The organism is Micromonospora sp. WMMA1363, from assembly GCF_030345795.1.
Taxonomy (GTDB): domain Bacteria; phylum Actinomycetota; class Actinomycetes; order Mycobacteriales; family Micromonosporaceae; genus Micromonospora.
Genome location: NZ_JAUALB010000001.1, coordinates 97,906 through 115,494, shown reverse-complemented (window position 1 = coordinate 115,494; position 17,589 = coordinate 97,906). Strand labels below are relative to the sequence as shown.

Genomic DNA, 17,589 nt, shown 5'->3' with positions numbered 1-17,589 from the left:
GACGCCGCCGGCAACCGGCGGACCGCTACGGAGGGTCCCGTGCGGGCCTCGACAGCCGCTCGACGGCGCAGCCCGCGAGTCGCGTCACCTGGCCGGCAGGGCCCAGTGCCGTGACCCGCCACCAGGGATTCCCCCAGTGGTCGGCCGGGCCCCGGCCGCCGACAATGGGTCCGGTGTCCCCATCCATTCCGGAGGCCGCGTTGACGAGTCCCCGAACTCCCCACCGCAGCGGGAAGAATTGGACCGATGATCCGACCGGCCGGGTCGTCGTCACCGGTTTCGGCGTCGTTTCCAGCATTGGATCCGGGCGGGCGGAGTACCTGGCCGGGTTGCGGGCCGGCCGGTGCGGCGCAAAACCGATCAGCAAATGGGACGCCACCGGTTTTCCGCACGACCACGCCTGCGAGGTCACCGACTTCGACCCGGCGTCGGTGCTGGAACGCCTGGATCCGAAGAGCAGCGGGCAGGTGGCGGCTCTCGCCGCGGCGGCGTCCCGGATGGCGGTCCGAGACGCCGGCCTCGACCTCGCCACGGTCCGCGACGAGGCCGGTCTGATCGCGGTCGGCACCACGTGCGGGCAGTCGCTGGACCTCGACACGCTCGCGGAGGTGGAACGGCGCGAACCGGACACGGTACCGCCTGGTGACCTCGCCCGGCTGCTCCAGCCCGGCCGTCTCGCCACGGCCGCCGCGGCCGAGCTCGACCTGCGCGACGTGGAGACGCTGACCATCCCCACCGCCTGCGCCGCGGGCAACTACGCGATCAGCTACGGGGTGGACGCCATTCGCTCCGGCGACGCCGAGTACGCGATCTGCGGCGGCGCCGACGCGGTGAACCGGATGGCGTTCGCCGGCTTCGTCCGGATGGGTGCCATGGCCCACGAGCGGTGCCGGCCGTTCGACCGGCACCGCGACGGCACGATGTGGGGTGAGGGCGCCGCCATGCTGGTCCTGGAGGGCCTCGACCACGCCCGGCGGCGCGGCGCCCCGATCCTCGCCGAGGTGCTCGGCCTGCACCTCAACTGTGATGCCGACCACCCGACCGCACCGGTGCGGGGGCGGGTCGCCGAGTGCATGACGGGAGCCCTGCTCGACGCCGGCGTCGACGCCGGCGAGCTGGACGTGATCTTCGCCCACGCCACCGGCACCCGCGCCAGCGACCCGATGGAGGTGGGGGCCATTCGGGACGTCCTCGGCGACCGGCCCCCGCCGCCGGTGGTCGGGGTCAAGTCGATGATCGGCCACACCATGGGTGCCGTCGGGGCGCACACGGCCATCGCCGCGCTGCTGGCGATGCAGCACCAGTTCCTGCCACCGACGGTGAACTTCCGTGAGCCCGACCCGGACTGCCAGGTCGACTGCGTACCCAACGTCGCCCGTCCAGCCGCCGTGCGCACCGCGCTGGTCAACTCGCTCGGCTTCGGCGGCAACAACGCGACCCTGGTCCTGCGCGGCCCCGGGCCGCAGCCTTCGGCGGGAGGAACCGACGCATGAACGTGGTCATCTCCGGCCTTGCGGTCGTCTCGCCGTACGGTCTCGGGACCGGGGCGTTCGCGGCCGGGCGGCGGGCCGCGCGGCCCGCCGCCACGCGCGGCGAGCATCCGCCGGTCGCCCGGCTGCCCGAACTCACCGGCGAGGATTTCACCCCCAACCGCCGCGTCCGGCTCAAGGAACGCTCGTCCGCACTGGCCGTCGGCACGGTCGGCGCCCTGCTCGCCACGTACCGGCTCGACGACGTGCCCGTCGCCCGGCGCGGTCTCGTGCTCGGCAGCGCGCTGGCCAGCCTCGACTCCTACCTGGCTGTCTCCGGCGGCTCGCTGGCCGGCGCGAAGCCGCACTTCATCGACCACAACCTGATGCCGCCGGGCATCATGAACTACACCAGCAGCCAGGCGGCCATCCGCTTCGACCTGCGTGGCCCGAACGTCACGGTGACAGCCGGCAGGGCCACCGGGCTCACCGCCCTGGGTTGCGCCCGCCGGCTGGTCGCGGCCGGCCGGGCCGACGCCGTACTGGCCGGCGCGTTCGAGGCGCTCAGCCCGCGTCGGCTGCGGCTGGAGTCGGCGGCGGACCGGGCCACCCCGCTACCCGCGGAGGGCTGCTGCGTGTTCCTGGTCGAGACGGCGGCAACGGCCGAACGGGCCGGCCGGCGGGTGCTGGCCACCCCGCTGGCACTCACCGCCGGCTTCTTCCCGGAGCCGGACGAGGGGCGGACGGCACTGCACCGGACCGTGACCCGGGCTCTGGGGCAGGCCGGCGTCGCCGCCGGTGACGTCGCCACGGTCGTCCGGGGCGCCGCCGCCCCCGGCCGGTACGCCGACGACGAGACCACGGTCCTCGCCGACATCGTGCCCGACGCGCCGGTGCTGGACCCAGCGGCACGGATCGGCGACACGTACGGCGCCTCGGCGGCGTTCGGGGTGGCCGGTGCGATCGTGGACGCTCAGGTGGAGCGCACGATCGGCGTCACCCTGGTCACCTCGATCGACCCCGACGGCCAGGTGGCCGCCGCCGTCCTGGCGCCTGGCTCCCGGGTGCCGCACCCGGTCGGCTGACCCACCTCGGTACCAAGCCGGCGGGGGCAAGGCGGCACGGAGCCAGCGGGGGCCGGCTATCGACCGCTGAGCCCCGCGTCCACCGTTCGGCCAGCGCACCCGCGACCACGCCTGATGTCGTCACAGCCCCTCGCGCACCTCACCACTCAGCCAAGCCAGCCGCCGGACGGTTCGGTCGCGACCAGTGCCCGCCGGCGGAGCACGCCGGCGCGACCGGCAGCGACGGCGGTCGGATCGAGATCCTGGTAGCGGCCGGACAGCAGGAGTCGGCGGAGAGCGGTATTCCTGACCGGCATATTTATGCCGGTCAGGAATACCGCTCTCTGCCCTCCTTCCTCCACCGCCGCCACACGCGGGCACGGCGACGAGCCCCGGGGCCCCGTCCGACAGGTCGCCGTGGCAGGCCGGACAACGAATGCGGAACGGTGGCCCAACGGAGGACAGCAGCAGCCCAGCGAAGGGCACCAGCAGCCCACCGGAAGGGCACCAGCGGCCTAGCGGAGGGCAGCAGCGGCCAGGCCGGGGTCGTAGCGCAGGGCCCGGACGATGGCCTCGGCGCGGCTGGACACCTCGAGCTTGCGGAAGATGCGGGTGAGGTGGAACTCCACCGTGCTGCGGGAGATGTGCAGCCGGCGGGCGATCTGGTCGTTGCCCAGGCCGGCGCAGAGCGCCCGCAGCAGCTCCACCTCCCGGCCCGTCAACCCGGCCGGAAGCCCGGCCGACGTCGCAACCCGGCGGATGCTGAACCCCGTCCCGGCCAGCCGCAGCGCGGCGACCAGCTCCCCCGGTTCGACGTCACCGGCGAGGTAGACGTCGCTGTCCGCACCCGCCGGCCATCGACACCCGGGGTCCACCACGCCCACCCGGGGACGACGCGGCTGCGCCGGCCAAGGCAGCGTCCTGGGGGGCGGGCCCACGCCGACCGCGAGGAGCAGCCAGTCGACCGGCGTCCCCGGGTCGTCGACGACGGTGAGCAACACGCGCAGCGCCTCGGTCCGGGCTGCGGACCACTCCCCAGCGAGGACGGCCCGGACCGGCTCCCGCGGCGGCGGGTCGACCCGCTGACACTGTGGACCCGCCGGCCGGCGAACCGGAAACGGCGCGAAACCGGTCGCGGGCGCCACCCGTTCAGCCGACCGCTTCCGGCTCACCGGCGTTCTCCTCGACCAGCGCCACCACCGCCGCCAGACTCGTCATCTTCGGGATGTCGGTGTCGGGTATGCGGACCCCCATGTCCACCTCGATCCGGGCCAGGATGTCGATGACCAGCATGGAGTCGGCTCCGTAGTCGTTGATGAAGTCACCGTCGGACGTGAGCTGCCCGGGAGGGAGTTCGAGGATCTCGGTCACGACAGCCGCCAGCTGCGCCGTACGGTCCTCGCCCGTCCCGGCGGGCGTGGCGTCGGCGGCAGGTGCGGAGGCGACCGCCGGGGTCGCGTCGGCGGCCCGCAACGGGGGCACGGCAGCAGAGCCCTCCACGCCGCCCAGCGCCGCCTGGATCAGCTCCGCCGCCTGCCGGTTGCCCGCGTCGGTGAGGTGCACGGTGTCAGCGAACGAATCCCCGACGAACCGGTCCGCCGCCAGGTTCAGGAACGACACGCCCAGCTCGGCGCAGCCGGCGGCGAGCACATCCGCGTACGCCTTCCAGTTCTCCTCGACGGCGCTGTGCAGGATGCCGAAGACCGGTGCGTCGAAGTCGTAGCGCGCCCGCTCCGCCGCAGTGATGTCGCGGGTCCGGGTGGAGGCCAGCGGCTGGAGACAGAACAGCACCCGGGCGTCGGTGGGAACGGCCCGGGCGAGCACCCGCAGGTCCCGGAGCCGACGCGCCGCCGCCACCTCCATCCGGTTGTGCACCTGCGCAAGGTCCCAGTCCGGCGTGGTGACGTGGCGCCGGCGGACCGCGTCCAGGTCGGGCACCGTCTTGCCGGCGGCGAGCGCGGCCACATCGAAGAGTGGGACCCGGGTGAGGTCGTCGAACGTGCGCTCGTAGGACACCGTGCCGTACTGGGTGCCGGGGGTCAGCGAACCCACCAGGTTCACGAAGTCCGGCCCGCCACCGACGATGACCACGGTGGACGCCAGCTCCAGGAACGGCACCGCGGCCACCAGTTCCTGAAGCGAGACGGCTGCGCAGAGGCCCAGGTTGAGCTGCCGCACCCCGGTCAGCCCGGCCAGGTACGACGCCACGGTCGTCCGGTCCGACGACGCGGCGAGCGCGAGCGCCACCGAGTTGCCGAGCAGGATCCCCCCGCCACCGGCGGCCAGCCAGCTCGCCGAGTCCACGGTGCCGTACGGGGAGTCGGAGAGCCGGAACCCCGCGTCGTCGGTGTTCAGTAGGTCGGACCGCAGACCCGGGGCGAGCGTGAACCCGAGGAACGGGTGCGGATAGAGGTCGATGCCGTGCCGTTCCAGCAGCATTCCGCCCCGGTGCCGCCGGGCGAAGGACTCGTGCTCGAACTGGGGTGTGGGATTCATTCGGTCACTCCCGTACGTCTCGTACTCGTCGTCGCGGGTCCCGGTCCGGACGCCCGCCGAGGGTCACAGGGCGGGATCCACCGCCGCTCGCACCGCGGTCGACCCCGTCAGTGGGGCACGGCAACCGTCAGCCGCTCCAGCTCCGCCACCACTCGCGCGGGCGACGGCTGGGCGACCAGTTCCCGACGCAACCGGTCGGCCGCCTCGCGGAACCCGGGCTCGTCCAGCACGCGCCGCAGCGCGGCGGCCACCGGGGCCGGTTCGGCGTCGACGTCGGCCGGCGGCACCACCAGGCCGGCCCCGCTCCCGACGAGTCGCGCGGAATGCCGCACGTGGTCGGGTAGCCGGGGTACGAGTACCTGCGGCAGCCCGTACGCCACGGCGGTGAGCAGGGACCCGGCGCCGCCGTGGGCGACCACCGCCGCGCAGCCGGGCAGCACGAGATGCAGCGGCGAGCCGACGACCACATGCACCCCGTCGGGCACGGGGTCGAGCAGGAAGCGCTGGTCGGGGCTCACCGCGACCACCACCTCCACGGCCGGGCCGGCGAGCGCCCGCACCACCGCCCCGGCGAGGTGGTAGTCCGGACCGAGGCGGCCCATCGTCGTACCCCACGTGACGCAGACCCGGGGCCGGGCGCCGGATTCGGGCAGCGGCGGGGGCGCGAGACCGGAACCGTTGAAGGGCACCTGGCCAATCGGCAGCCGGTGGGAGCCGACCGTCGCCTGAAGGCCGGCCGGGTACGGGTCGACCGAGGCCACACCGAACGGGTCCACACCGGTCAACCCGTATCGGGTGCCGAGCGGGTCGAGCACAGCCGGCAGGAACTGCCCCGCGCGGCCGCCCAGCAGGTCGGTTCCGAACAGGTGCCGGACCGCCGGCACGCCCACCGCGGCCGCGGCGACCGGCCCAGCGAAGGCGCTCGGCTCGAACACCAGCAGGTCCGCCCGCCAGGACCGGGCCAGGCCGACCAGGTCGTCCAGCATCGCGTCGGCCACCTCGGCGAAGAGCTTCAGGACGCGCGGGCCGCCGCCGTTGTGGCCGGGCGGCGTGGCGACGATCTCGCGGAACGCCGTCTCGGCGTCGACGTCCCGGCCGACCGGGGCGAACGGTAGGCCGGTGCGCAGGGCCACCTCGGTCAGCGCCGGCTGGCTGGCTACCAGCACCTCGTGCCCGGCGGTACGGCAGGCCCAGGCCAGCGGCACCATCGCGTACAGGTGCGAGGGCCACGCCCAGGAGGTGAAGAGGATCCGCATCGGCCCATCGCAGCACCGCCGGCTGGGCGGGCCCTGTACGAACGCTCGATCCCGGCCATGCGCCCCAGCGCGCCGGTCGAGCCGGGCTCGAGCATCCGACCCCAGCCGGCCGCGCGGGTCGGGCCCGACGCCAGCGAGCAACCAGCGGGCTGCTGTTGGGTTGCGTTCGGACACTTGCCGCCGGACGCGAGAGGGTGACATGGAGCTAGGCATCGGGCTGCCGACGATGATCCCGGGGATCGCCGGTGCGGATCTGCTCACCTGGGCACGCCGGGCCGAGGAGCACGGCTTCGCCTCCCTCGGGGTGCTGGACCGACTGATGTACGACGGCTACGAACCCCTGATGACGCTGGCGGCCGCGGCCGGAGCGACCCGCCGGATCAGGTTGACCACCAGCATCTTGATCGCCGCCTACCGGGGTGACCGGGCACTGCTGGCCAAGCAGCTCGCCAGCCTGCACCGGCTCTCCGGCGGCCGCCTCGTGGTCGGCGCGGCGGCCGGCGGCCGACCGGACGACTTCGAGGCCTGCGGCACTCCGTACGAGCAGCGGGGCCGGCGCCTCGATGCGCTCCTGAGGGAACTGCGGCGGTCGTGGGACGGCGGGCCGGAAGCGCTGGTGCCCGGCCCCCGCTGCCCCTGGGGAGGCCCGACGCTGCTGGTCGGCGGGCATTCGCCGGCGGCGATGCGGCGGGCCGCCGCCTACGGCGATGGGTGGATCGCCGGGGGAGTTCCGCCAGCGGGTACGACGAGTTGGCCGGACGTGCCCGGCAGGCGTGGCGGGCGGCCGGGCGGGCCGAGCAGCCCCGCCTGGTGGCGATCGCCTATGTGGCCCTGGGCCCGGGTACCGCCGACCGATCCGCCGCGTACCTGCGCGACTACTACGGCTTCCTCGGCTGGAAGGCCGACATCGCGGTCAAGAGCGTCCTCACCGACGCGCAGCAGCTACGCACGTTCGTCACCGACTACCGCGCGGTCGGCTGCGACGAGTTGATCCTCTTTCCGTGCGTACCGGAGCCGGCGCAGGCGGACCTGATCGCCGAGGCGGTCCTGGGGCGAGCGCGGTGACCACGACGCTGCACGTCCTGGTGCTGCTCGGCAGCGGCACGGTGGCCGGTGTGCTCTTCGCCGTGGCGTTGAGCACCGTTCCGGCCCTCGCCGCGATGAGTCCCGACCGGTACGTGCAGGCGCACACCCTGCTGGGTCGCAACTGGGACCCGACGATGCCGCTGATCGTGCTGAGCACCACCGGGCTGGATCTCTGGTTGGCGTACCGCACCACCGCGGTGGTACCCCGGGCACTGATCGTCGTCGCCGCCGGATGCCTGCTCGGGGTGTCGGTGGTCTCGCACTTCCGGAATGTGCCGATCAACCGGCGGGTGCACCGGACCGACCCGGCGGCCATCCCGGCGGACTGGATCGACCCGCGCCCGGGGTGGCGGCGCTGGCACCTGCTGCGCACCGCCCTGGCCGTGCTCGCCTTCGCCGCGAACAGCCTCGCCATCGCCGCCTCCTGATGGTCGCCCCAGCGGATCGACGGACATCCTTCGAAAGAGGTCACTGCAGATGAGTCACGACAGAGAGCTGGCCTTCGTCGGGCTGGGCGGCATGGGCGGCGGCATGGCACGGTGCCTACGCGCCGCCGGCTACCCCCTCGTAGTGCACAACCGGACAGCGGCGAAGGCCGCTCCCCTGGCCGCTGCCGGCGCCCGGGTGGCGGATTCCAGCGGCGAGGCCGTGGCGAACGCCCGGATCATCGTCCTCAGTCTCAGCGACCAGCACGCCGTCGAGCAGGTGCTGTTCGGGGAGATGCTCGGCTTCTTGCGACCGGGCACGTTGGTCATCGACACGTCCACGCTGGCCCCCGCGTACTCGGCCGAGGCCAGCGAGCGGCTGGCGCGGGTCGGGGTACGGCGGATCGAGGCCTGCGTCCTGGGCAACCCGCCGATGGCCCGGGCGGGCAGGCTCCGGGTCTTCACCGCCGGTGACCGGTCGGCCGTGGAGGGGGCCAACGACGTCCTCGCCACGCTCGGGCAGGAGGTCCGGTACGTCGGGCCGGTCGGCGCGGCGAGCACGCTGAAGCTGGCCTTCAACCTGATCCTCGGCAACCAGGTCGCCGCGCTGGCCGAGGCGGTGGCGTTCGTGGAGAGCAACGGTCTGGACCGGGAACGGTTCCTCGCCGCCCTCACCGCGAGCGGGTTCAGCTCGCCGACCCTGGCGTTCCGGGCGGACATGGTGCGCAACCGCAGCTACGAACCCCCGCAGTTCCGGGTGAGCCTGATGGCGAAGGACCTGCGGCTGGCCGTCGACGAGGCGGAGGCACGGGGTGTGGGTCTGGCGGTGACGGCCTGCGCGGCCGACCGGTTCACCGAGGCGGTGGGTGCCGGGGACGGCGACAAGGACGCCGCGGTCGTCGCCGAGCCCCGCTCCCCCGTCCGCTGACTGACCGCACGGCGGATCCAGCCGATGCCGTCGTGGCGGTCGGCAGGCCACGACGGCCACGACGAGTCTCGAAGTCCGGCGTGCGTCGGCGAGCAGAAGGCGACGAGCCCGACACCGTGTGGTGTCGGGCTCGTTCTCACTGGTGGGCGATACTGGGTTTGAACCAGTGACCTCTTCCGTGTCAAGGAAGCGCGCTCCCACTGCGCCAATCGCCCTCGTCCATGCCGAGGTGGGGACGGGATTTGAACCCGCGTACACGGCTTTGCAGGCCGTTGCCTCGCCTCTCGGCCACCCCACCGAGGTTGCCCCCGTCATGCGTGGCGGCATCTCCGAGCGGACGACGGGATTCGAACCCGCGACCCTCACCTTGGCAAGGTGATGCGCTACCAGCTGCGCTACGTCCGCACGCCCCCGGCTAACCCGGTGACGGATGAGAACTCTAGCCGAGCCGGCGAGTGGTTGCCAACTCGGGTCCCGGCGCGTCCGCCGTCAGGCCCCGAGTTCACGGTGCCGAGCCCGGAGCCACTCCGCCATCGGCGCACTTACGACACTTTCCACCTACTGTCTGATTTCCGACTGTCATCGGTGACGTCTGCGCCGTTTTGGTGACGACCCGTGTCCATGCGGATGGTCTACCGTAACGATCGTGACGAGACGTGCGGCCGAGATCCGCCTGGATGCCCTGCTGCGCACGGCCTGCGACGTGATCGTGGAACGAGGTCTGGCCAATACCCGCACCGCGGACGTGGCCCAGGCCGCCGGAGTGAGCCAGGCACTGGTCTTTTACCACTTCGCCACGAAGGACCGGCTGCTCGCCGAGGCGTTCGCGTACGCCGTCGAGCAGGATCTCGCCCGACTGAACGCGGTGATGCGCGCCAGCGCCCCACCGCTGACCAAGCTACGGCGGATCGTGAAGCTCTACACCCCCGCCGGCCGTCCGACCTCCTGGTCGATGTGGATCGACGGCTGGGCGGAGTCGCTACGCACGCCGGAGCTGGAAAAGATCTCCCGTCGACTGGACCTGCGCTGGCGGCAGGATCTCGCCACCGTGATCGCGGACGGGGTCAGCGACGGCATCTTCGAGTGCGCCGACCCGGCCGGCGCGGCCTGGCGGATCAGCGCCGTGATGGACGGCCTCGCCGTCCAACTCGCGGTGCACGACCGGGTGATCTCCCGCCGGCAGTTCACCGAATGGGTCCGCCTGGTCACCGCACGGGAGCTGGGAATCGACCCGGTCGTGCTGGACTGAGGGCCTGCGAAACCGGCTCACACCGGCACCTCGGGCGGGACAATCCGGGCATGGACCTGCTAGAGACGTACCGTCGCAGCGTCGCCGAGTTCACCAACCGGGTGGCAGAGGTCGCCCCGGGCCAGTGGACCGCGCCGACCCCCTGCCCGGACTGGGACGTCCGGACGCTGGTCAACCATGTGGTCGGCGAGGACCGGTGGAGCGTCTCGCTGATGGCCGGGCACGGGATCGCCGAGATCGGCGACCGCTACGGGGGCGACCAGCTCGACGGCGACCCGGCGGCCGCGGCCCGGGACGCGGCGGCGCAGGCGGAGTTGGCCTTCACCCGGCCGTCGGCGCTGGAGCGCACCGTCGACCTCTCCTCCGGTCCGACGCCGGCCGACGAGTACCTGCGCCAGCTGATCGCGGAGCACCTCGTGCACGGCTGGGACCTGGCGGTGTCCATCGGCGCCGACCCACGACTGGACGCCGACGCGGTGGCCGAGTGCGCCCGGTGGTTCCACGGACGGATCGGCGACTACCAGCGGGACCGGCTCGTCCGATCAGGGATGGACGTGCCGGCTGGCTCCGACGCGCAGGACCGGCTCATCGCTGCCTTCGGCCGCGATCCCGACTGGGCTCCCTAGCCGCCGCCCCGCCATCGGCCATCGTGCGCCGCCTCCGGCAGCCGGAGCCGGCGCCCACCAAAGGCGGCGCAACCGGTCGCCACCCCCGGTGGCCCCCGATCAGCGACGGCCGGTCCGCGGACGTGACCGGCCCGACGCACCGCCCCAGCGCCGGTCCGCACCGCCGTCCTCGCCCGTCGCCCGGGTGAGCTGCCGTAGGCGCAGCAGCAGCCCGAGGCCGAGTGAGAGCAGCAGCCCGCCGAGCAGGAAGGCCGCCTGCACCACTCCGAAGCCCCCGATCGTGCGACCGGGCGACCCCCCGCCCCGGCCGCCGGCACCTCCGCGACGCCGTCGTCGGCGGGCACCTCCTCCTCGGTCCGCGCGCCGGCCGGGTCGGTCGGCTCGGTCGGTGCCTCGCTTGTCACCGCCGAATCGCTCGGCGCCGGGTCGGCGTCCCGGCCAACCACCGTCCGGGTCGCGGTCTGCCGCGCCAGCAGGCGCAGGTTCGCGTCGTACGCCTCCGCCTCCAGTGTGATCCGCCCCCTGCTGACGTCCTCGGCGAACGCCAGCAGGTACCGGGCGGTCACCGTCCGGTCGGGGCAGAGCGTTCCCGGATCCAACTGCCGATCGGTCAACCGGGCCACGTCACCCTCGGTGCGGATTTCCAGCGGGAACGACCCGGTGTCCTCGATCCGATCCATTTTCACCTGGTCGAGCCGCAGGCCCGACACCCGCAGCACCATCGACCAGCGGACCTTGACACAGCCGCCCTGGTCACGTCGCACAACGGCGGACACCGTCGCCACCTGATCGCCGGCCCGGAACTCGTCCGGCAGGCCGCTCAACTCGGTGCTGTTGGCCGCCGACGCGGACGTCGGCGCCGCCAGGGCCACTCCGGCGACACAGGCCAGAATGACCCCGGCCCGCAACGCGTACCGCCACAACGTCACCGTCTCCGTCCTCCCGTCGGTCGCCTCCGGAACAGACGCTACGAGCGCCCGGCGGCAGCCGGTAGACGGGCGTGTTCGCACGGATCGCCAAGGACAAGGGGTGGTTTCACCGTGCGTGGTGAACCAGCCACCCCATCCCCGCGACACGCCGACGCCCCCGGCTGCGGGAGAATCTGCCGGTGTCCGAGTTCGCCGCCACCTTCGTCCGGCTGCACGCCCGTCTCACGCCCGTCGCTTTCGTCCCCGAGGTGCGGCTGCACCAGGCCGGCGACGCGATCGGTCTGTGGGAGCTGACCGAAGGTGAGTTCCGCAGCGCCCAACCGCCCCCGTTCTGGGCCTTCGCCTGGGCCGGCGGGCAGGCGCTCGCCCGGTACGTCACCGACCACCCGGATCTGGTCACCGGCCGGCGGGTGCTCGACCTCGCGTCCGGGTCGGGCCTGGTCGCCATCGCCGCGGCCCGCGCCGGCGCGAGCACGGTCCGCGCCGTCGAGGTGGACCCGCTGGCCGTCGCAGCCGTCACGCTCAACGCCGAGGCCAACGGGGTACGCCTCGACGCCGAACTCGGTGACATCCTCGACGGCGACGCGGGCGGTGCCGAGGTCGTGCTCGCCGGGGACGTGTTCTACAGCGAGCAGATGGCCCGGCGGGTGCTGCGCTTTCTGCTGCGGGCCGCGCGAGCCGGCGCGACGGTGCTGGTCGGCGATCCGGGCAGGGCGTTCCTGCCCGGTGACCGCTTCGACGAGGTGGCCGACTACGACGTCCCGGTTCCCGAGACGCTGGAGAGCGTCCGGGTGAGGCGCACCACGGTGTGGCGGCTGCGGCCCGGGCTGCCCGGCGCGGCTCGTTAGCGTGTCCGGCGTGCTGTTCCGGAGCTGGGCGGAGCCGGTCGACGCCCGGTGGCCAGACGTGGCCCAGGTCGCCGACCACACCGGCGTCGAGCACCTGGTGGTGACCCGGCACGCCCTGGTACGGCAGGTGCTGACCGACCCGGTGACGTACCGCCCGGACAACGCCCTCGACGCCGTCACCCCGGTGCCGGTGGCGGCCCTGCGGGTGCTCGCCGGGCACCGTTTCCGGCTGCCCCCGACGCTCGCCAACAACGGCGGCGCGAGCCACCCGGGGATCCGGGCGATCGTGGCGGAGGCCCTGCACCCAGCGAAGGTGGCCGCCCAGCGGCCGTGGCTGACCGGCCTGGTCGGCGAGCGGGTGGCGGCGATCCGGGCCGCCCTCGACTCCGGCGCGCCCGCCGACCTCTACGCCGAGCTCGCCGCTGACCTGCCGCTACTCGTGCTGGCCCGCCTGGTGGAGCTGCCGGACGCCCCGGTCGGCGCCGTGAAGGAGTTCGCCCGGGCCGCGCTGGAACTGTTCTGGGCTCCGCTGGACGCCGACCGCCAGCTCGCCCTCGCCGAGCAGGTGGGACGGTTCCACCGGGTGCTGCGCGAGTTCGCCGCCACCGGCGGCGGGCTCGCCGGAGCGTTGCGCGCCGCCGGGCACCCGCCCGACGTGGTGGTCGGAGCGCTGTTCTTCCTGCTGGTCGCCGGCCAGGAGACCACCTCGCAGTTCCTCACGCTGCTGCTGCACCGGCTGGCCGGTGAGCCGGCGGTCCGCGCCGGGTTGCGGGACGGCACCGTGGCGGTCACCGACGTGGTCGAGGAGGGACTGCGGCTGGAGCCGCCGATCGTGACCTGGCGCCGGGTGGCCGCCGCGGACACCACGTTGGGCGGGACGGCGGTGGCGGCGGGCACCAGCGTCGTCCTGTGGCTGGCCCGCGCCGGTCGGGACCCGGTCACCGTGGCCGCGCCGGACGAGTTCCGGCCCGGGCAGCGGGGCTCGCGCCGGCACCTCGCCTTCGGGGCGGGCGCCCACCGCTGCGTCGGCGACCAGTTGGCCCGGATGGAGGCGGCGGTCGTGGTCGATCAGGTGACCTCGCTACTCGACGACGTGACCGTGGTCCGGCCGCCCTGGTGCCCGGACAATCTCACCTTTCGGATGCCCGACGCCTTCGTCGTCCGTCGCCGCTGACCGCCCGGACGAGCCGTCGGCCCGCTGGCTCCGGGCGGGCCCGCTGGCGCCCGGGCCCGCCGCCCGGCCGACTCAGCCCGCCCGGCCGACTCAGCTGATTTCGTCGGCCCAGGCGCGCCAGTCGTCGAGAACGCCGTACAGCGACGGGGTGAGCCAGCCGGGGGCGGACCGCCGGAACACACCCGGGTCCATCGCGCCGGCCCCCGACGGGACCGCGCCGAGCAGGTGCGGCACCAGGTCGGTGAGGTTTGCCCAGTGGACGAGCTCGGGCTCGGCGGGCCAGGCGCCGATCACCACGCCGGCCGGAACGGCCCGCCGCTCCAGCGCTTCCAGGGTGAGCGCGGTGTGGTTCAAGGTGCCGAGCCCGGCCCGTGCCACCACCACCGCCGGGCAACCGAGGGAGACCGCGAGGTCCGCCACCGTCCACGGCTCGGCCGAGGGCCGCAGCCCCATCGGTACGAGCAGGCCACCGGCCCCCTCGATGAGCACCAGGTCGTGCTTGTCGGCTTCCTCGCGGACCGCGTCGACCACCGGGTACAGCTCCAGCGGCGGCAGCTCGGCGACCCGGGCCGCCGCCAGCGGGGCGAGCGGATCCGGGAAACTCGCCAGCGTACGGCCGGTCAACGGCGCGGCGAGCCGGGTGACCGTATCGACGTCGCCGGGCTCTCCGGTGGCCGTACCCGTCTGGCCCGGCTTGACCACCGCGACCCGTAGCCCCGCCGCCTGCGCCGCCGCGGCGATCGCCGCGGTCACCACGGTCTTGCCGACCTCGGTGTCGGTGCCCGTCACCAGCACGGCACGGCGCCAGGAGACGTCGCTCACGGCACGACCCTCGTTCGCGACCGCGGGGCTCCCAGACCCGGCCGGCTCCCTGCCCTCACGGTGCGCACTCCACCACGATCTCCAGCGCCCGCTCGTAGTCCGTCCGGGACACACCGGCGCTGACGGTCAGGCGTAGCCGCGACCGGCTGTCCGGGGTGGAGGGCGGGCGGAAGCAGCCGACGGCGACGCCCCGGTCCCGGCAGTCGGCCGCCCACGCCGTGGCCGCCTCGGGGCCGGGCGCCGTGACCGACACGACCGCGGCATCGGGTGCCGACACGGTCAGTCCGGCGGCGCGCAGCAGGTCGACGGCGGTGCGGGCCCGGTCCGCCAGCTCCGCCCGCAGGTCGTCGCCCGCGCGGGCGAGCCGGACGGCGGCCCGGACGCCGGCCGCCACCGCCGGGGGCGGCGCCGTGTCGAAGATGAACGTCCGACCCGTCTCGATCAGGTGGCGGACGAACTCCGCCGGCCCGGCGACCACCCCACCGGCACCGCCCAGCGCCTTGGACAGGGTCGCCGTGACGACCACGTCCGGTTCGCCGGCGAGCCCGGCGGCGGTCACTCCACCGGCACCGCCCGGCCCGGTCACACCGAGCGCGTGAGCGTCGTCGACCAGCAGGAGCGCACCGTGCGCGCGGGCCGCCGCGTGCAGCTCGGCCAGCGGGGCGAGGTCCCCGTCGACCGAGAACACCGACTCGGTGACCACCACCGCGGGCCGGCCGGGCGCGGCGGCGAGCGCGGCACGCACCGCGGCGACCTCGGCGTGCGGGACCACCACGGTCTCCGCGCCGGAGATCCGGCAGCCGTCGATCAGCGAGGCGTGGTTGTGCGCGTCGGAGACGAGCAGCGTCCGCGGTTGCACGAGCGCCCGGACCGCCCCGAGGTTGGCGAGGTAACCGGAGGAGAAGACGAGTGCTCGGTCGGCGCCCAGCCAGTCGGCGAGGTCAGCTTCGAGCGCGTGGTGGGCGTCGGTCGAGCCGCGGACCAGCCGCGACCCGGTGGCCCCCAGCCCGTAGGCCTGAACCGCCGCGACGGCCGCGGCCGTGACCTCGGGGTGCGTCGCCAGGCCGAGGTAGTCGTTGCCGGCGAGGTCGACCACGGCATCGGCGGCGGTACGGGGACGCAGCGTGCGGGTGAGCCCCGCCTTGGCGCGCAGCTCCGCGCGGCGGTCCAGGGCCGCCAGCCAGTCCGCCACCGCCACTCCCCTCCCGCGGCACCCGCCCGTCCGGGCGAACGTACCACCCGGACAGGACCGCCCCGGCGTGGCGCGGGTCCACCCGGCGTGGCCCTCGACCCTTGCTGGTGCGTCGCGGCTGGTGCGTCGCGCGGCCGTTTCCCGACGCCCGAGCGGCCTTGTAGGGTACGGGCCATGCCAGAGATCCTCGACCAGGCCCGTACCCGGGTGCTGCAGAACGGCGTCGGCCTCGACGAGGCCGGTGTCCTCGCCGTGCTGAACCTGACCGACGAGCACCTGCCCGCCGCCCTCCAGCTCGCGCACGAGGTACGGATGCGCTGGTGCGGCCCGGAGGTCGAGGTCGAGGGGATCGTCTCGCTGAAGACCGGCGGCTGTCCGGAGGACTGCCACTTCTGCTCACAGTCCGGCCTGTTCACCTCGCCGGTGCGTTCGGTGTGGCTGGACATCCCGTCCCTGGTCGAGGCGGCGAAACAGACCGCCACGACCGGGGCGACGGAATTCTGCATCGTGGCCGCCGTCCGCGGCCCGGACGCCCGGCTGATGCGGCAGATGCGCGAGGGCGTCGCCGCGATCAGGGCGGAGGTCGACATCCAGGTGGCCGCCTCCCTCGGCATGCTCAGCCAGGAGCAGGTCGACGATCTGGTCGACATGGGTGTGCACCGCTACAACCACAACCTGGAGACCTGCCGCTCGTACTTCCCGAACGTCGTCACCACCCACACCTGGGAGGAGCGCTGGGAGACACTGCGGATGGTCCGCGACTCGGGCATGGAGGTCTGCTGCGGCGGCATCCTCGGTCTCGGCGAGAGCGTCGAGCAGCGGGCCGAGTTCGCCGCCCAGCTGGCGGAGCTGGACCCACACGAGGTTCCGCTGAACTTCCTCAACCCCCGTCCGGGCACGCCGTTGGCCGACCGCCCGGTGGTCGAGGGCAAGGACGCGCTGCGCGCCATCGCCGCGTTCCGGCTGGCCATGCCACGCACGATCCTCCGGTACGCGGGCGGCCGGGAGCTCACCCTCGGCGACCTGGGTACCCGCGACGGGCTGCTCGGCGGGATCAACGCGGTGATCGTCGGCAACTACCTGACGACGCTGGGTCGTCCGGCGACGGCGGACCTGCGGCTGCTCGACGACCTGAAGATGCCGGTCAAGGCGCTCTCCGCGACCCTGTGAGCACGCAGGTGACGACCAGCGACGTGGCGACGGACGCCGGCAGCGGATGGTGCGACCGGTGCGGTGAGCCGGCCGGCGCCGGCGACCACGCCGTCTGCCAGGCCGCCCGAGACCTGGAGCCACCCCGGTACTGCGCGCACTGCCGCCGCCGGATGACGGTTCAGGTGCTGCCGGTCGGCTGGTCGGCGGTGTGCGTCGCGCACGGTGCGATCCGGGGCTGAGCCGGTGCTGCGGGGTCGGGTGGTAACCCTACGGCCGGCCACCGTCGCGGACGTGCGGGCCCTCGCGGCGATCCGCGCCCACCCGGAGGTCCGGCGCTGGTGGCGGGGCGGGGACGAGCTCGCCGCCGCCGTCCGCGCCGACCTCGCCGACGACGGCCTGACCGTCTACACGATCGAGCACGACGGCCGGGTGGTCGGCGCGATCCAGTGGTACGCCGAGGACGACCCGGACTACCGGCACGCCAGCATGGACATCTTCCTCGACCCGGCGGCGCGCGGCTTCGGGTTGGGCGGGGACGCGATCCGAGCCCTGGTCCGGCACCTGGTCGACGAGCACGGCCACCACCGCTTCACCATCGACCCGGCGGCGGCCAACACGGCGGCGATCCGCGCGTACGCGAAGGTCGGTTTCCGGCCGGTCGGCGTGCTGCGCCGCTACGAGCGCGGTGCGGACGGACGCTGGCACGACGGCCTTTTGATGGATCTCCTCGCCGAGGACCTGCGGGACTGACCGGCTCGGACACGTCGGGCGGCTCTCTCGCCAGCGGGCACGATCGTACTGATCGGTAAGCGGCCAACGCGGCCCGGAGATTCATCACACCATCGAAATACGTGGATTGCCTGTCCATGTATT

At 73.9% G+C, this 17,589-nt stretch carries 19 protein-coding genes, 3 tRNA genes and 1 pseudogene; 13 read left to right on the top strand and 10 right to left on the bottom strand.

Annotated elements, in window-relative coordinates; genetic code table 11:
- Nucleotides 1-173 precede the first annotated feature (173 nt).
- Together QTQ03_RS00580 and QTQ03_RS00575 are read left to right on the top strand one after the other, a co-directional pair.
- A complete protein-coding gene (locus tag QTQ03_RS00580; protein WP_289276206.1) occupies nucleotides 174-1,493 on the top strand; it encodes a beta-ketoacyl-[acyl-carrier-protein] synthase family protein in 1,320 nt (439 codons plus the stop codon).
- On the top strand, nucleotides 1,490-2,554 hold the full coding sequence (locus QTQ03_RS00575; protein ID WP_289276205.1) for a beta-ketoacyl synthase N-terminal-like domain-containing protein: 1,065 nt from the start codon (nucleotides 1,490-1,492) through the stop codon (nucleotides 2,552-2,554). The genes QTQ03_RS00580 and QTQ03_RS00575 overlap by 4 nt, the downstream gene beginning before the upstream one ends.
- Nucleotides 2,555-2,700: 146 nt before the next feature.
- Here the strand turns inward: QTQ03_RS00575 and QTQ03_RS00570 are convergent, their stop codons facing one another.
- From QTQ03_RS00570 to QTQ03_RS00555, 4 genes are all read right to left on the bottom strand, one after another.
- The gene (locus tag QTQ03_RS00570) at nucleotides 2,701-2,850 is read right to left on the bottom strand and encodes a hypothetical protein (protein ID WP_289276204.1); all 150 of its coding nucleotides are present in this window, start codon (nucleotides 2,848-2,850) and stop codon (nucleotides 2,701-2,703) included.
- Nucleotides 2,851-3,048: 198 nt separating this feature from the next.
- A complete protein-coding gene (locus QTQ03_RS00565) occupies nucleotides 3,049-3,705 on the bottom strand; it encodes a helix-turn-helix transcriptional regulator (RefSeq protein WP_289276203.1) in 657 nt (218 codons plus the stop codon).
- Nucleotides 3,683-5,029, bottom strand: coding sequence for an acyl carrier protein (locus tag QTQ03_RS00560; protein ID WP_289276202.1), 1,347 nt, complete (start codon nucleotides 5,027-5,029; stop codon nucleotides 3,683-3,685). Before QTQ03_RS00560 ends, QTQ03_RS00565 begins: the two co-directional genes overlap by 23 nt.
- Before the next feature lie 107 nt (nucleotides 5,030-5,136).
- Nucleotides 5,137-6,285 carry a nucleotide disphospho-sugar-binding domain-containing protein gene (locus QTQ03_RS00555; protein WP_289276201.1) on the bottom strand — a complete coding sequence of 383 codons (1,149 nt, stop codon included), beginning with the start codon at nucleotides 6,283-6,285 and terminating at the stop codon, nucleotides 5,137-5,139.
- A 199-nt stretch (nucleotides 6,286-6,484) separates the two neighbouring features.
- Here QTQ03_RS00555 and QTQ03_RS30155 point away from each other — a divergent pair.
- The 4 genes and pseudogenes from QTQ03_RS30155 to QTQ03_RS00540 form a co-directional block, all read left to right on the top strand.
- Nucleotides 6,485-6,973, top strand: a pseudogene (locus QTQ03_RS30155) (LLM class flavin-dependent oxidoreductase); the annotation flags it as partial.
- A gap of 23 nt (nucleotides 6,974-6,996) precedes the next feature.
- Nucleotides 6,997-7,350 carry a hypothetical protein gene (locus QTQ03_RS00550; RefSeq protein ID WP_289276200.1) on the top strand — a complete coding sequence of 118 codons (354 nt, stop codon included), beginning with the start codon at nucleotides 6,997-6,999 and terminating at the stop codon, nucleotides 7,348-7,350.
- Complete coding sequence (locus QTQ03_RS00545; RefSeq protein ID WP_289276199.1) at nucleotides 7,347-7,799, top strand: anthrone oxygenase family protein; 453 nt, start codon at nucleotides 7,347-7,349, stop codon at nucleotides 7,797-7,799. The genes QTQ03_RS00550 and QTQ03_RS00545 overlap by 4 nt, the downstream gene beginning before the upstream one ends.
- A gap of 49 nt (nucleotides 7,800-7,848) precedes the next feature.
- Nucleotides 7,849-8,724 (top strand): NAD(P)-dependent oxidoreductase, encoded by an 876-nt coding sequence (locus QTQ03_RS00540; protein WP_289276198.1) that lies wholly within the window; start codon nucleotides 7,849-7,851, stop codon nucleotides 8,722-8,724.
- Between the two features lie 140 nt (nucleotides 8,725-8,864).
- Here the strand turns inward: QTQ03_RS00540 and QTQ03_RS00535 are convergent.
- The 3 genes from QTQ03_RS00535 to QTQ03_RS00525 form a co-directional block, all read right to left on the bottom strand.
- Nucleotides 8,865-8,939: transfer RNA gene (locus tag QTQ03_RS00535), tRNA-Val, on the bottom strand.
- A gap of 12 nt (nucleotides 8,940-8,951) precedes the next feature.
- Nucleotides 8,952-9,022: transfer RNA gene (locus QTQ03_RS00530), tRNA-Cys, on the bottom strand.
- A gap of 34 nt (nucleotides 9,023-9,056) precedes the next feature.
- A tRNA-Gly gene (locus QTQ03_RS00525) sits at nucleotides 9,057-9,129 on the bottom strand.
- 241 nt (nucleotides 9,130-9,370) lie between these two features.
- Here QTQ03_RS00525 and QTQ03_RS00520 point away from each other — a divergent pair.
- Nucleotides 9,371-9,973, top strand: coding sequence for a TetR/AcrR family transcriptional regulator (locus QTQ03_RS00520; RefSeq protein WP_289276197.1), 603 nt, complete (start codon nucleotides 9,371-9,373; stop codon nucleotides 9,971-9,973).
- A 50-nt stretch (nucleotides 9,974-10,023) separates the two neighbouring features.
- Nucleotides 10,024-10,599, top strand: coding sequence for a TIGR03086 family metal-binding protein (locus QTQ03_RS00515; RefSeq protein ID WP_289276196.1), 576 nt, complete (start codon nucleotides 10,024-10,026; stop codon nucleotides 10,597-10,599).
- On the opposite strand, the gene QTQ03_RS00510 is transcribed toward QTQ03_RS00515, so the two are convergent.
- On the bottom strand, nucleotides 10,596-11,528 hold the full coding sequence (locus tag QTQ03_RS00510) for a hypothetical protein (protein ID WP_289276195.1): 933 nt from the start codon (nucleotides 11,526-11,528) through the stop codon (nucleotides 10,596-10,598). The two genes, QTQ03_RS00515 and QTQ03_RS00510, sit on opposite strands and share 4 nt — an antisense overlap.
- Before the next feature lie 179 nt (nucleotides 11,529-11,707).
- Here QTQ03_RS00510 and QTQ03_RS00505 point away from each other — a divergent pair, with 179 nt between their 5' ends.
- Together QTQ03_RS00505 and QTQ03_RS00500 are read left to right on the top strand one after the other, a co-directional pair.
- Nucleotides 11,708-12,376, top strand: coding sequence for a class I SAM-dependent methyltransferase (locus QTQ03_RS00505; protein ID WP_289276194.1), 669 nt, complete (start codon nucleotides 11,708-11,710; stop codon nucleotides 12,374-12,376).
- Between the two features lies 1 nt (nucleotide 12,377).
- A complete protein-coding gene (locus QTQ03_RS00500) occupies nucleotides 12,378-13,550 on the top strand; it encodes a cytochrome P450 (RefSeq protein WP_289276193.1) in 1,173 nt (390 codons plus the stop codon).
- 90 nt (nucleotides 13,551-13,640) lie between these two features.
- Here QTQ03_RS00500 and bioD read toward each other — a convergent pair whose 3' ends face one another.
- Nucleotides 13,641-14,345: a dethiobiotin synthase gene (gene bioD / locus QTQ03_RS00495; RefSeq protein WP_289280610.1), complete on the bottom strand. Its 705-nt coding sequence runs from the start codon at nucleotides 14,343-14,345 to the stop codon at nucleotides 13,641-13,643.
- A gap of 82 nt (nucleotides 14,346-14,427) precedes the next feature.
- Nucleotides 14,428-15,564 carry an 8-amino-7-oxononanoate synthase gene (locus QTQ03_RS00490; RefSeq protein ID WP_289276192.1) on the bottom strand — a complete coding sequence of 379 codons (1,137 nt, stop codon included), beginning with the start codon at nucleotides 15,562-15,564 and terminating at the stop codon, nucleotides 14,428-14,430.
- 174 nt (nucleotides 15,565-15,738) lie between these two features.
- On the opposite strand from QTQ03_RS00490, the gene bioB reads away from it, so the two are divergent.
- Genes bioB through QTQ03_RS00475 form a run of 3 tightly spaced genes read left to right on the top strand, consistent with a single transcriptional unit; the run spans nucleotide 15,739 to nucleotide 17,466 of the window.
- A complete protein-coding gene (gene bioB, locus QTQ03_RS00485; protein WP_289276191.1) occupies nucleotides 15,739-16,734 on the top strand; it encodes a biotin synthase BioB in 996 nt (331 codons plus the stop codon).
- Nucleotides 16,731-16,955: a biotin synthase auxiliary protein BsaP gene (bsaP, locus tag QTQ03_RS00480; RefSeq protein ID WP_289276190.1), complete on the top strand. Its 225-nt coding sequence runs from the start codon at nucleotides 16,731-16,733 to the stop codon at nucleotides 16,953-16,955. The genes bioB and bsaP overlap by 4 nt, the downstream gene beginning before the upstream one ends.
- A gap of 4 nt (nucleotides 16,956-16,959) precedes the next feature.
- The gene (locus QTQ03_RS00475; RefSeq protein ID WP_289276189.1) at nucleotides 16,960-17,466 is read left to right on the top strand and encodes a GNAT family N-acetyltransferase; all 507 of its coding nucleotides are present in this window, start codon (nucleotides 16,960-16,962) and stop codon (nucleotides 17,464-17,466) included.
- Nucleotides 17,467-17,589: the final 123 nt, after the last annotated feature.

Coding starts and splice junctions, on each gene's coding strand:
- QTQ03_RS00540 (WP_289276198.1), top strand. CDS start 7,849: ATGAGTCACGACAGAGAGCTGGCCTTCGTCGGGCTGGGCGGCATGGGC.
- QTQ03_RS00515 (WP_289276196.1), top strand. CDS start 10,024: ATGGACCTGCTAGAGACGTACCGTCGCAGCGTCGCCGAGTTCACCAAC.
- QTQ03_RS00575 (WP_289276205.1), top strand. CDS start 1,490: ATGAACGTGGTCATCTCCGGCCTTGCGGTCGTCTCGCCGTACGGTCTC.
- QTQ03_RS00560 (WP_289276202.1), bottom strand. CDS start 5,029: ATGAATCCCACACCCCAGTTCGAGCACGAGTCCTTCGCCCGGCGGCAC.
- QTQ03_RS00570 (WP_289276204.1), bottom strand. CDS start 2,850: ATGCCGGTCAGGAATACCGCTCTCCGCCGACTCCTGCTGTCCGGCCGC.
- QTQ03_RS00555 (WP_289276201.1), bottom strand. CDS start 6,285: ATGCGGATCCTCTTCACCTCCTGGGCGTGGCCCTCGCACCTGTACGCG.
- bioB (WP_289276191.1), top strand. CDS start 15,739: ATGCCAGAGATCCTCGACCAGGCCCGTACCCGGGTGCTGCAGAACGGC.